The organism is Dyadobacter sp. CY327 (assembly GCF_021390415.1).
Taxonomy (GTDB): domain Bacteria; phylum Bacteroidota; class Bacteroidia; order Cytophagales; family Spirosomataceae; genus Dyadobacter; species Dyadobacter chenhuakuii.
In genome coordinates this window covers 1,541,766-1,554,898 of sequence record NZ_JAJUXJ010000007.1, presented here as the reverse complement: position 1 = coordinate 1,554,898, position 13,133 = coordinate 1,541,766, and the positions used below count along the sequence as shown (strand labels likewise).

The following is a 13,133-nucleotide window of genomic DNA, read 5'->3' as shown; positions in this document are numbered from 1 at the left end:
TTTAGTTCGCTTTATCCTTTTTTCCACCACCATCTGCTTTATCAGGCTCATTTTCCAGACTGGGCGGGAAGCCGTTCAATAACCGCCATATTTCGTACCATATAGGCACAGAGCGCAAGATCACCCTCCCGTACACGCCAGAGCCTTGTCGCAGCTGTTTGGGCCACGGCTCGTCATTGTAAGGTGCCGGATTTGAAGGGGTTACCAGGATGCGATATTTGCCGTTATTGCTGCTTACCAGGTCTATGACCGTTACTTTGCCGGCAAATGTGCCCACCGCCACCGATGGCCAGCCAGCAAATTGCACGGAAGGCCACCCTTCGAACTGAAGGCGAACCTCACTGCTGTCCAGGATTAGCGGCACGTCCATGGCATCCACATATAATTCCACCGCTACGCTCGGTTTCGTGGGTTGCAGCGTGGCGATGGATTCACCCTCCTTGATGTTTTCACCAATACCGGCTTTCAGTGTTTTTACCACAAAGCCGCTCTGCGGGGCACGCACCACATACAGCCCGCGCCGAATGTTAATATTGGAAATCTCATTCTGCAGCTTTGCAATTTCTCCCTGCGCGCTCACCCGGCTGGACAATGCAGAACTTAAATCGGAACGTGCTTTGGCAACGGATTCCATGTATTTGGCGCGAATGTTATCCAGTTCAATGCGCGCATTCAGAAGCGACTGCTGCGAGTTATTTAGCTTGTTGACCTGGCTTACCACTTTGGCATTATCCTCCTGTAACTTCAAACGGCGGCTTTCTATGTCGGTCAGTGAAAAAAGGCCGTTCCGATAACCCGCTTCGTAACGTTCGAGCCGGGATTTACTGATTTCATAAAACTTCTGGATTGCTACCAGGTCCGCGCTGTCAGCCTGCACGTAATTGACAGCCTGGTCTACCTTATTTTCTGCCGCCGTCAGCTGAAATTTCAAGCCATTTGTCATGGCAGCGATTTGGTCGTTGGTAGCATCCATTTTTTGGGCTGCAGCAATTTCCGATCCTTCTTTTGCTCTCAGTTGTTCCTGCAAACGCTGAGGCAGATTGGGATCAAAGTAAGACTGACTTGTTTCTGAAAGCACCAGTATCGTATCTCCTTTCTGGACCTGCTGCCCCTCGCGAACGGCCCAATGCTCAATGCGGCCACCGATCTGGTTCTGAACCGTTTGCGGCCGGTCTTCCGGGGTCAACGCTGTTACTGTGCCACGCCCGGGGATCGTTTGCCGCCAGGGGAGAAAGAGCACAATGATGAACAAAAACAGGAGGATCAGCATAACGCGGCCAAGCAATCTTGGCCCGCGCGTTTTCAAAATCTGCTTGTCGGAGAGCACGCCAAGTTCCTCCCAGTCAACCCGGCTGGTGACGTCAATTCCATATCTAGCCATGGTGCACCTCACTTTCTACCAATTCCAGATCAGTTACAGCGGCAATTTTTTCGCTGCCCGTCACCATATCAAAAATGGTATCCAGACTGGTCATAAATTTCTCAATGGCGTAGCTGATCTGTACAATGATCACTTCTGCGGCAACAAACTGCCCGAGTGTCATTTGTCTTTGCACTACATAATAAGATCCTAAAAAAAGCAAACCGCCCATCAGCAAGGTTCTCAGGATAACCGAGCTGGCAAAAAATTTGCGAAGCACCCAGAAATGATCGTTTCTTGCCTGTAAATAGTCTGCTGTAATGCGGTCGGTATTCACAATCACCTGTCTCATCTTGTCGGGTTGTCCGCGGTAAAGATCAAGATCACCCGCCACAGATTCGAGGTAAGCCACCACTTCGTACTTATAATGCGACTCCTCAATGCTCGTTTGGACGCCTCTTTTGTAATACAGGAAAAGTACCAAAATGGTAGCCATCACTGTCAACAGTCCGAAAGTCATAAATATGGGGTGATAAAATGAGAGCAAAATCGCAGACAGCGCGATCTGAACACCGGCTGCTACAATATCCACAAGAAGTTTTGTCAGTCCCTTTTGAATGGTAATTACATCAAAAAATCGGTTTACCAGTTCCGGCGGACTTTCACCCTCCAACTCCGATTTTTTGATCCGCGGAAATCTGTAAGCAAATTCGAGCGTGGCTTTGGTAAATATTTTTTGCTCGATGAGTTCCACCAACGTCAGCTGCCCGATGAGCAAAATCCCGCCAACTATGATTCCGATCAGGACAACGCCGATCAGCACGTATGTCGAACTGTATAATGCACCATTGGAAAGCAGGTTGAAAACTGCCGTAGTCCCGAGTGGAAGTGTGAGTCCGATCAAGCCGATCAGGATGGCGTAAATAAATATGTAATTGATTGTCGAGCGTTCGACATAAAGCATTCCCATGAGCCTTTGCCAGGGGGTTGGCACTTCGACCTTAAATTTTTTACCCATTAATATGCAAATGTGATAGAGACGGCTATTTACGGTTTCCGTAAAGGACAGTATATCACTGAACCGGATTAATAACGAAAACACGCATGTCACAATTCTCTAAAACCATTCCAAAACCATCACTTTCTTTATGTTGTACATCACATTTACGATATAATACCAAAAATTTATACACTGGAAACGAGTCACCGATAGTCACCAAACGTTGTTCTAATTTCATTCTAATCAAATTCCAATTCCATTTTAATGAGTGGGTATTTTGGTCAGCGAAGGTATCTTAAAAAAATTAACTCTATTAAGTTGATAGATTAAACTGATTGTTTACATTTGTACCACAGCCACCATTTAGTTTTTGCCAGCGGACTGGACGTCATTGCGCGCCAGGCGTTAGCGTTCATTTTAATTTATCTAAAAAATGATGAAAAAGTACTCCTATTATTTACTCTTGCTGGCTGGCATTTACTTATTGCCTGCATTCACATTCAACGACACGGCTTACGAAGAACAGATCCAGCAATGGCATCAGAAACGGATCGAAAGCCTCAAAGCGGAATCGGGCTGGCTCAATCTGGCCGGTTTGTTCTGGCTTGATGAAGGAAAGAACACTTTCGGCGGCGATAGTAAGAACAATGTTGTGTTCCCGGCAGATAAAAGCAACCCTTTCCTGGGTGAAATCTGGTTGGATAAGGGAAAGGTCATACTCAAAGCAAGTCCAGATGCAGCCATTTTCAGTGGCGATGAGCCTGTGACGGAGCTGGATATTTTTCCGGATGAAAAGCCTGTAACGCTCAAACACAAGTCGTTGCGGTGGTTCATTATCAAGCGCGGCGACAAATATGCGGTGCGGTTACGCGACCTCGAAAGCGAATATCTGAAAGGGTTTACAGGCATTGAGCGCTATCCTGTTCAGGAAAAATGGCTCGTCAAAGCACGCTTTGAAGCCACCACCGGTAAGAAAGTTTCAATCACAGACATTACCGGCCGCACCGCAGATCAGGAATCTCCGGGAACATTGGTTTTTTCTGTAAATGGTAAGGAATACCGTCTGGACGCCGTGGGATCGACCAAGAATCTGTTCATCATCTTCGCCGACCAAACCAATAAAAAGGAAACATATGGCGCCGGACGTTTTCTCTACACTTCCGTGGAGGAAGATGGGACAGCCTGGCTGGACTTTAATAAATCCATTAATCCACCCTGTGCGTTTTCGCCTTTTGCAACGTGTCCGCTTCCTCCCAAGCAAAATAAGCTTGCCCTGGCCGTTTCCGCAGGTGAGAAACGCTATGGCGATCACGAATAGCAGATGCCATTCCTGAATCCATAACCGCATTATTTCATTCTGATTTCTTCGGAGGCGCCTTGCCTCCGGAAGAAATCGTCTGCTCCAATCACTCCACTTATCACTCATTTAATTCTCTTTTACCATGAAACACTACTACGCATGGCTTTCGCGTATATTGTATTACGTTAATGAGGTGCCAGTCGTCACATTGATTTTTATTTCCCTTTTTCTGCTGCCGACGGCCAACAGTATTTCGGCAGAATTAACTTTTGCATTGCACACCGAGAGATCGGTTTCCGGTAAGATTACAGACGACAAGGGCGATGGCATTCCCGGGGTGAACATTGTTTTAAAAGGCACCAGCACGGGTACATCCACCAATCTGGAAGGCGGTTTTCAATTGAATGTGCCGGAACCTGCGCCCGGGGAGAATCCGGTACTTGTGTTTTCGTTCGTAGGCTTCAAAACGCAGGAAATCCCGCTCGCCGGCCGCAAATTCTTTGAAGTGCAACTCGAATCCTCGGACAAGCAGCTGAACGAAATTGTGGTGGTAGGATACACCCAACTGAAAAAAGGGGCCGGAACAGGTGCGGTTTCCAACATTAAATCCGGCGAGATCGCCAACCAGCATGGGGTTAGTTTTAGTGAAAAAATTCAGGGACTGACTCCGGGGCTCCAAATATCCTCCAACTCGGGCGTAGAAGGCGGGAGCGTGCTTGTACGCTTGCGTGGGGCGACGTCTATCAATGCTGGAAATGATCCTTTGTATGTGATTGACGGTGTTTTTATAAACAGCCAGTCGTTACAAGGCGTACGCACCGGCGGGCAAACGACCAATCCGCTGGCCGACATTAACCCGGCTGATATCGAGAACATTGAGGTGCTTAAAGATGCCAACGCCACAGCCATTTACGGCGCACGGGGTGCCAACGGCGTGATCCTGATCACCACAAAACGCGGTGCAAAAGGTGGGAAGACTAAGATTTCATTCAACACTTCCCTCGGCATTGCCAAGGCACCCAAATTGTGGGACCTTACCACCGGCCCGCAACACGCGCAGATCATGAATGAGCAGTGGATCAATGATGGAAACCCTTCTGCGACGCGGCCATTCCGGCCTGTGAGCGAAGGAGGGCAGGGTAACCCCGAAGACCAGGGAACCTACGACCGGTTGAGCCTCGTTTTTCGAACGGCTGTTCAGCAATCCAACAATTTGTCCGTAACAGGCGGCAATGAAAAAACGCAATTTTACCTCGGCGGCGAGGTTACGAATCAGAACTCCATCCTGAAATTACAGGATTTCCGTCGGCTGGGTTTCCGCATTAATGTCGACCATAATATCAACAGCAAAGTGCAGGTAGGGGTGAGCACTTCTTACAGCGCCACCAAACGCCAGCTCGCACGCACGGGGGATACGGGCGGGATCCTGAATACCGGTTTACATACGCCCACATTGACGCCGATCTTCGCCGCCGATGGCTCCTACAACCGCGGTGAGCGATTCAATAACCCTTATGTGTTGCTCGAAAACAGCAATAACCACGCGTATGGAAAACATTTGATCGCCAACGGTTACTTCAAGTGGAACCTGACGGACGACCTGACATTCAAAAGCTCATGGAGCCTGGACGACAATTATTACAAGGAAGCGGTCTACTACAATGCTAACCTCACCGAAGGAAAGGCTTCCAACGGCAGCGCAACGGACGCCACTACGCTCGACCGCACCTGGATCGCCGAGCAGCTTTTGAACTACAATGCACCGCTGGGTGAGCGTCATTTCCTGTCGGTGTTCCTGGGTAACACATTGCAGAAAAACGAATTTCAGCGTTCGGTGATCACGGGCACGAACTTCCCGGGCACGCAATTCACAACCATTTCGGCAGCTGCGATTACCACCGGCACCACCACCGGCGTGACGAACTCGGGACTACTTTCTTATTTTGGAGGTGCAAATTATAGTTTTGATAACAAGTATAGCGTGGATGTGAACGTCCGCACGGATGCTTCATCGCGCTTCGGCGCGGACTACCGCTGGGGCACATTTCCGTCGGTGGGCGCTTCGTGGCGCATCGGTCAGGAAGGTTTTGTAAAAGATCATTTCGCTTTCCTGAACGATCTCAAACTCAAAGCGAGCATAGGCTGGACTGGTAACCAAAGCATTCCTGACTTTGCATCGCTGGGTCTCTGGTCGGGCGGGAATAATTACCTCGACAAGCCAGGCGTAGCACCGGCACAGTTGGGTAATGGCGGTCTGAAATGGGAAACGACGCGCCAATGGAATGTAGGGCTCGAAGGCGGCGTGGCCAACAACCGGCTGAAATTTGAATTCAATATTTATAACAAATACACTACGGACCTGCTGCTCTCTGTGCCGACGCCTGCTAAAACCGGATTCTCATCCTCCTATCAGAACCTGGGCGAAATGAGCAACAAGGGTTTCGAATTCCAGGTCACTTCCACCAATCTTTCCAATAAGGATTGGGAATGGACAACGAGCTTTAATGTCGCCCACAATGCCAACCGCATCGAGAAACTCCCCATTTCATTTACCCAATACAACCGCGACTGGGTGCGCCTCGAACAAGGCTCGCCGATGTATTCTTTCTGGCTCTACAAACAGCTTTATGTGGATCCGCAGAATGGCAATGCCGTGTACGACGATTCCCGCACCGGCGATGGCCGCATTACCACCGCCGACCGGCAGATTGTGGGCAATGCATGGCCGGCCTATTACGGCAGCCTCAGGAATGCGGTGCGTTTCAAAAACTTCGATTTTTCGCTCAATTTCTATTTCTCGCAGGGCAACAAAGTGTTTAATATGAACCGATATTTTCAGGAGCACGCGGGTTCGCGCGGAACTTCCTGGTCGATGCTGGCGAGCATGATGGACCGCTGGGAAAAACCGGGCGATGTGACGGACATCCCCCGCGTTACCATTCTGCCTAATGAAGACGGCAGCAACAACCACAATTTCGAAAGCAGCCGCTTTTTGGAAGACGGCTCATTTATCCGCCTCCGCAGCGCCTACCTGGGTTATTCATTGCCAAAAAACTGGCTGTCGAAGATCCGGATCGATAATGCCAAGGTATACGTGAATGCAACCAACCTGCTCACCTGGACTAAATATTCCGGCCCGGACCCGGAGATCAACACTGCCCAGGACACTGCTAATGCCACTGTACAGGGTCTTGACTTTTCGATGCCGCCGCATCCGCGTACGGTAGAGTTCGGTATCAATCTTACTTTTTAATCATTGCCTGAAATATCATGCGAAAGTTCACTTCTTATTTCCGATACAACATTGCGCTGCTGGCGCTTACCGGCCTGCTGGCCAGTTCCTGCGAGTCGTACTTTCTGGACGCGGAACCGCAGCAATCCATTTCCGACGGTTCGGTGATCATTGATGCTGCCACTGCTGAAACTGCCTTACTGGGTGTGTATGACAAGGTTCAGAGCAGTAACTATTATGGCGGCGACGGCTATCAAGCCGCGGCTTATCTTGCCGGGGGCGATAATATCTGGGTAGGGACATTGAATTACTATGCGACCTTCATTACCCACACTTACCGGTCTGATAATACGCTTCTGAACAACGTCTGGTCCACCATTTTCACCGTGGTCAACGGCGCGAACAATGTGATCGATAAAGTTGAAAAGCTTGATTCTAAGACCATTACCGAAGCGCAGCGCAAGCAAATCTCGGGCGAGGCTTATTTTCTGCGGTCACTTGCCTACTTCGACCTGGCCCGTGCGTGGGGCAATGTGCCTGTTGTGCTCAAACCAACCACCGCACCGGACGATTTTGATGGGGTAAAACAAAGCACCCAGGAGCAAGTATACAGGCAAGTGCTGGAAGATCTTACGAAGGCCGAAGGTTTGCTGGGCAATACAGTGGATCGCAACCGGGTTACGCAAAAGACTGTTTCGGCGTTCAAGGCGCGGCTGCATTTGTATTTGGGAGAATATGAAAAGGCTGAGGAATATGCTACCAAGCTGATTTCCGACAGTAATTACGAATTGATCAGCTGGGCCTCATTTATAAATAGTAAAAATTCCAGGGAATCCATTTTTGAGCTGGCATACAGCACGGCCGACAGAAGCGCACATTATGGCGCATGGTCGAGCGACGGTTACCGCAACCAGTTTGGGCCCGGGCCTGCACTGTTCAAGCTTTTGCAAGATCCCGCAACAGGCGGTGACCGCAAAGCGCTGATCAAGGATATTTCCACGCCGGCCATTCTGAACTATTATGTGCAATTGCTTTACTGGCGCGCTACGAACGACAATCCGACTTACCTGTTCCGCATAGCCGAGCAATACCTGATCCGCGCCGAAGCCAGGGCCAAAAAAGCGACGCCCGATCTCGCGGGCGCAGCAGCCGATCTGAATGCAGTAAAAACCCGCGCAAAAGTTCCTGTTTTAACTTCTACTAACAAAGCAGCTATCGAGCGCGCTATCGAAGATGAGCGCCGTGCCGAATTTGCATTGGAACCGCACCGCTGGTTTGACCTCGTTCGCACGGGCAGGGCAGGGGCAGTGTTGGGCGTAGGCAATGCAGACAAATGGATTTTCCCGATCCCATTCAACGACCTGGCCGCAGATAAGGACCTGGTTCAGAATAAAGGTTATTGATTATCATTGTTTTAAATAAAAAAATATGAGATTTTCTTTTGTATTGTGTTGTCTGATCTCCGTTTCCACATTTGCCCAGCGTGACCGGCAGGGACAGACAAAAAGCAGCGGACATGACCACGCGAACCACGTGGACGAAAACGAATCTGCCCACAACCACCTTGACCATATTCAGGCTTATCGCAAGGAAACCGCTTATGTTCACAACCTCCCGCCCGCGCAGTTCCTGGAAGGCATTGGCACTTCCACCATGAAGATCAGCACGAAATCGGACCAGGCGCAGAAATATTTTGCCCAGGGCGTGGCGCTGTTGCATGATTTCTGGGATTTTGAAGCATATCGATCATTCAAAGAGGCGATCCGGCTGGATTCTTCGGCTGTAATGCCCTATTGGGGCCTGTACAGCGCTATCGGCGCCACAGAAGGGCCGGATTTTGATGATGATAAAAAGCTTGCTGTCAGAAAGCTCAAAGCGTTGAAGGATAAGGCAAGCGAGCATGAAAAGCTGTATGCAGAAGCGATTCTTCTCCGCGACGCACCTGGCGACGGCAGCCGGAAGCTATATCAGCAAAAGCTCGAAATCATCGTGCATAAGTATCCCGGAGATGTAGATGCAAAGCTCTTTTTGGCATTAAGTAAAATGAGCGGCTATGACGTGGAACTAAACCCGCGTGACGGTCAGATTTACAGTGAATATCTGCTCCGGGACGTGCTGAAAAACGATCCGGACAATGCTGGCGCACACCATTACTGGATCCATCTGATGGAGAACTGCTGCCCGGAAGAAGCAATTAAAAGTTCAGAAAAAATGAAAGAGCTCACACCTGGGGCGGCACATATGGTGCATATGCCGGGCCATGTGTATTTCAAACTCGGACAGTATCAGAAGGCGCACGAGGCGTTTGTGGAAGCTGTTGCTGTGGATTCTATTTACATGAAAAAACAGGGCATCCCCGAAGTGGATACCTGGAATTATATTCACAATATCAATTACCTGCTTTCTAACAGTGCAGAGAACGGCCATTACAAAACTGCTCTCTATTACGCCGAAAAGTTGCAAAATATGCCGGTTACCAAGGAGCGCAAAGCTAAATATGAAGGTCGTTTTTTTTACCAGGGAATTGTTGCTCCCGCGAAAATGGAGCTCTGTTTTGGCTATTACAAAAAAGCCGCTGACCGCCTGCAACTGATCAACGACAAAGACAGCATCTTTACCACAAAGGCCATTGCATATAAGGACGGCCTGTATCTTTTTGCGTTGGGGATGGATGCCGTAAAAAGAGGCAAAGCCGCAGAAGCCAAAAAATATTCCGACGCGCTCGACGCGCATTTGTACCGCAATGGCAACCAATCTCCGGCCGACGACGCCATAGCAGCGCGAAGGCTGGGCGACCTGAATGTGGCATCACTGGAATTGCAGGGCTTAATCCAAAACCTTGAAAATAACAATGCGGAAGCCATCCGCCTGCTTAAAATTGCACAAAAAAAGGAACATGATCTCGGTTACAGCGAACCGCCTTCATACGCAAGGCCCGTATTGATCAGCCTGGGAGAGGTTTATTTGAAGGCCGGGAAATACGATCTGGCAATACAGGCATATGAAGACCTGGCTAAAAAACGTCCCAACAGCGCAAATGCGCTTTGGGGACTTTACAAAGTATATCAGAAAAAAGGGGATCTGGGGAAGGCAAAAGAGCTTGCTGCACAACTGAGCGAAGTGATCAAAGAAGGGGAAAAGTCTTTGTACCCGCTGTAACTCACAGAGAATTTACCATGCTATTGAAGTTGAAAGCTTTCTGAGCCTAGCGGTCGCTTAGTGCTTTTTGCCGACTCGCCTCAATCAACCGCAATATCAAACTCCCCGCTGAACGAAATACTATCCGGATTGCATTGTTCGTCTCCGTTGGCGTCTATCAATGCACCGGAAAATGTTCCTTTCGCATGTTTGCCTGCTTCGTATTCCAGGATTTTTATTTCTCCGATGGTGGAACGATAGCCGGATTTATCAGGGCACATTTGTGCGAAATAGTTATTGAAGACAGTTCCGGCGGTTTTGTATTCTACCTGGCTTACTTGTGTATAAATGCTCATGTCCTGCTTGTAAGGATAAGTCCCGGCCGTCGCGCCATATACGTTTAAAGAAAGATAATCCGAGCCGTCGGCTCCGGCAGTAATGCCGATGGTTTGGATTGATCCGAATTTACCATCGGAAATGCGGGCATCGGTGTAGGTTTTGGTTTTTCCGTTGAAGGTTAATTTCAGTGTGCTTTTTTCAGATGAGTTGCTGGAATCCGTGGTGGAGTTGCAGGATAGCAAGCTTATCATCAAACTTCCGCAGACAAGTGTTCTTTTAAAATTCATGGCTAAAAATGTTCATTAAGTTGTATTCGAAGATGCAGTGAGGAGATTCTCTGATCACGTTGCATTTTCAACAGCACAAAGGTGGGGAATGAGTGCGTGAGGGGAAATTCTAACCTATTTCAATTGCAAAGAATCGACATTGAAATGTTAGTATGGCACACTGAATTGATGCGTCTTGGCAGATGGGTTGAGGGTTTGGCGGATTTTATACTTTTTTATACTTATTAACATAAGTTAAAAGCTTGGCTCTTTACGTCTCCCGACCTTTGTTGTGATCAAAGTGTAAGAGCACCGCGATGAAAAAATCATTTATACAAATCTTTAAAAATGAAAACACAACTTTTGAAATCAGTATCTAGCTGCCTTGTTTTTAGCGCAGTTTTGTTTGTAAGTGCTTGCAATGAAGAACAGATCTTACAGGAGGGCGCAATGGAAAAGCAGGAGCTAAGCGATGATGCGAATGCGAAGCTTATTATTGGCCAGCCTACGAAGTTTAATGCGTTTACCTTCGCCGAAGAAATTGAAAGATACATGGAAGACCAGAAAGTTGGTTTCGGCTATTCCATTATGTCCAATGGAGAAGAATTTTTTGTAGGAAATGGTGGTGAAGGGTTTGCCCGAAAAGCCTTTGAAGCAGGTGGCGAGAAGCAGCATGGCGCCTTGGTGCAGCAGGAATCACTTCAGGCAACACAATATGTTACTGCGCTTGCGGTTTTTAAGATCCTTAAACGATATAATCTTTCATTACAAACAAAAGTGTGGCCTTACTTACCAAAGGGCTGGGAGCCAAGCACAGGATTCAAATCATTAAATTTTGAGCAATTGCTGTCTCACCGAACAGGTTTGGTTAATGGCGGGACGGAACAATCAATTATGGTTTCTGTTAAAGGGGAAGTCAATACCAGTTTGCGCCAACCTAACGATATCAATTATATACTATTAGGGATTATCACGCCTTATGTTGATGCTGTTGAAAAGAGTAAGAAGGGTAATTCAACGCTATTGAAAGTACTTAATCAAGCTCCGTCAAACTTTAACATTTATGCAGCCGAATTTCGGAAAATTGTTTATGAAAATGTATTTCTTCCGGCCGGAATTAAACAAGCAAGTTTAATCGACTGGCAAGCGTGGGGTGATGGAGGTTATATGGAGCCGCACCTATCAACACAAGGATATTTGGAAATAAAAGGAACCGCCGCAGGAGTAGATAAAGCTGTTGTCTCTGCAAATGCTGGTGCAACGGGATTGTACATGAGTGCATCTCAGTTTGCTAACCTTCAATCTGCGGTCTCTCAGTTAAAAGTAATAAGCGCTGCCGATCTTCACCTAATGAAAGACAAGCTTTTTGGCTTTGACGGTGCACTTAATGGAACAATTGGGAAGTACTATTATAAAACTGGCTTAGGATATAGATGCAATACAATAATTATGGATTTTGGCAAAGCGCAGGTCGCCCTGTTTACGAATTCTCCAATATCTGTAACAATTAATCATCCAGTAGAAATTGCAAAAAGGTTTGAAAAATCATTGGAAAAATAGAATATGCTTTCAGGATTAAGTTTAAGTAGATGATGTGCAAAAAACCCGGCATTTGCCGGGTTTTTTGCGTTAATGCAAAGATCCACGGTTTTAATAGTACACCAAGAAATTATTTTGTAACCGCATTTGACTTTACAGAGATATTTTTTATAAATTTCTTTTAAAATAAAAACTCAAAGTCATGAAAACACTTCTTCTTCTTTGCCCTATTTTTCTTGCGGTAATGTTGGGTTGCAAGAAAGATGATCCTGTGGTCGATCCTGAGATTATCGAAGCCCGCAAAGTTGCTGCGCTGCAAGAGCAGTTCCATGGAAAATATGGTATCGTCAGTTCGGTCAGTAGTGAAGCCGTCGATGTAAATATGGATGGTGCAAGTTCCACCGACTTGTTCCAGGAAATTGATATCCTTCCTTCTGAAAAGAATTTTCATTTTGACGTAGAAGTGCGTATATACCCTAAAAATCCCTTGTCTGCAAAACCTGCATATCTATTCAGTCAGTCCTGGCCCGAGCAATATATCCGCCTTGAAAACGAAGAATGGGCAGGCGGTCCGGGTTTAAATTATGACCCATCCTTACGAATGGATTTTTTGCGGCAAGGCACCGCGCGCCAGTTCCACTTTTCCGATGATCTCAAATTGCTCAATGTGCTGCCAAGTGAACAGGAGAATCCATATCGATGGGTAAAACCCGAGTCGGTGACCGTAGATCCGGCTGGCAGGCTGGTTATCGTCAATAAGCGGTATTTGTATACAAAGAATGGGGTGAAACAAGTATCAATTACTTCCGTTTATCAGCGTTTTACGAAAGAGACTTAGGCACTGCGCCTATCCACGACTGAAATCGACCATTAAATAAATATATTTAATTCTAAACATAGTATTGTTAAATAAAATCTGAAAAAAGTATACTTTGTTCTTATTGTATAAAAAACTTTAA

Annotated in this window: 9 protein-coding genes; 6 read left to right on the top strand and 3 right to left on the bottom strand. The window is 47.3% G+C overall.

What is annotated here, in order from left to right; translation table 11 throughout:
- Window position 1: 1 nt before the first annotated feature.
- Window positions 2-1,381, bottom strand: a complete 1,380-nt coding sequence (locus tag LZG74_RS22750; RefSeq protein ID WP_233798786.1) for an HlyD family secretion protein — start codon at window positions 1,379-1,381, stop codon at window positions 2-4.
- On the bottom strand, window positions 1,374-2,378 hold the full coding sequence (locus LZG74_RS22745) for an ABC transporter transmembrane domain-containing protein (protein ID WP_026629139.1): 1,005 nt from the start codon (window positions 2,376-2,378) through the stop codon (window positions 1,374-1,376). Before LZG74_RS22745 ends, LZG74_RS22750 begins: the two co-directional genes overlap by 8 nt.
- Window positions 2,379-2,793: 415 nt before the next feature.
- On the opposite strand from LZG74_RS22745, the gene LZG74_RS22740 reads away from it, so the two are divergent.
- The 4 genes from LZG74_RS22740 (at window position 2,794) to LZG74_RS22725 (ending at window position 10,051) form a co-directional block, all read left to right on the top strand.
- Window positions 2,794-3,678 carry a DUF1684 domain-containing protein gene (locus tag LZG74_RS22740; protein ID WP_233798785.1) on the top strand — a complete coding sequence of 295 codons (885 nt, stop codon included), beginning with the start codon at window positions 2,794-2,796 and terminating at the stop codon, window positions 3,676-3,678.
- Window positions 3,679-3,802: 124 nt separating this feature from the next.
- Window positions 3,803-6,913, top strand: a complete 3,111-nt coding sequence (locus LZG74_RS22735; protein WP_233798784.1) for a TonB-dependent receptor — start codon at window positions 3,803-3,805, stop codon at window positions 6,911-6,913.
- Between the two features lie 17 nt (window positions 6,914-6,930).
- Window positions 6,931-8,295, top strand: coding sequence for a RagB/SusD family nutrient uptake outer membrane protein (locus LZG74_RS22730; RefSeq protein ID WP_233798783.1), 1,365 nt, complete (start codon window positions 6,931-6,933; stop codon window positions 8,293-8,295).
- A 25-nt stretch (window positions 8,296-8,320) separates the two neighbouring features.
- Window positions 8,321-10,051 carry a tetratricopeptide repeat protein gene (locus LZG74_RS22725; protein WP_233798782.1) on the top strand — a complete coding sequence of 577 codons (1,731 nt, stop codon included), beginning with the start codon at window positions 8,321-8,323 and terminating at the stop codon, window positions 10,049-10,051.
- A gap of 80 nt (window positions 10,052-10,131) precedes the next feature.
- On the opposite strand, the gene LZG74_RS22720 is transcribed toward LZG74_RS22725, so the two are convergent.
- Complete coding sequence (locus tag LZG74_RS22720) at window positions 10,132-10,656, bottom strand: hypothetical protein (protein ID WP_233798781.1); 525 nt, start codon at window positions 10,654-10,656, stop codon at window positions 10,132-10,134.
- 327 nt (window positions 10,657-10,983) lie between these two features.
- Here LZG74_RS22720 and LZG74_RS22715 point away from each other — a divergent pair, with 327 nt between their 5' ends.
- A complete protein-coding gene (locus LZG74_RS22715) occupies window positions 10,984-12,195 on the top strand; it encodes a hypothetical protein (RefSeq protein ID WP_233798780.1) in 1,212 nt (403 codons plus the stop codon).
- A gap of 181 nt (window positions 12,196-12,376) precedes the next feature.
- The gene (locus tag LZG74_RS22710) at window positions 12,377-13,012 is read left to right on the top strand and encodes a hypothetical protein (RefSeq protein ID WP_233798779.1); all 636 of its coding nucleotides are present in this window, start codon (window positions 12,377-12,379) and stop codon (window positions 13,010-13,012) included.
- Window positions 13,013-13,133 lie beyond the last annotated feature (121 nt).

Coding starts and splice junctions, on each gene's coding strand:
- LZG74_RS22750 (WP_233798786.1), bottom strand. CDS start 1,381: ATGGCTAGATATGGAATTGACGTCACCAGCCGGGTTGACTGGGAGGAA.
- LZG74_RS22745 (WP_026629139.1), bottom strand. CDS start 2,378: ATGGGTAAAAAATTTAAGGTCGAAGTGCCAACCCCCTGGCAAAGGCTC.
- LZG74_RS22740 (WP_233798785.1), top strand. CDS start 2,794: ATGATGAAAAAGTACTCCTATTATTTACTCTTGCTGGCTGGCATTTAC.
- LZG74_RS22735 (WP_233798784.1), top strand. CDS start 3,803: ATGAAACACTACTACGCATGGCTTTCGCGTATATTGTATTACGTTAAT.
- LZG74_RS22730 (WP_233798783.1), top strand. CDS start 6,931: ATGCGAAAGTTCACTTCTTATTTCCGATACAACATTGCGCTGCTGGCG.
- LZG74_RS22725 (WP_233798782.1), top strand. CDS start 8,321: ATGAGATTTTCTTTTGTATTGTGTTGTCTGATCTCCGTTTCCACATTT.
- LZG74_RS22720 (WP_233798781.1), bottom strand. CDS start 10,656: ATGAATTTTAAAAGAACACTTGTCTGCGGAAGTTTGATGATAAGCTTG.
- LZG74_RS22715 (WP_233798780.1), top strand. CDS start 10,984: ATGAAAACACAACTTTTGAAATCAGTATCTAGCTGCCTTGTTTTTAGC.
- LZG74_RS22710 (WP_233798779.1), top strand. CDS start 12,377: ATGAAAACACTTCTTCTTCTTTGCCCTATTTTTCTTGCGGTAATGTTG.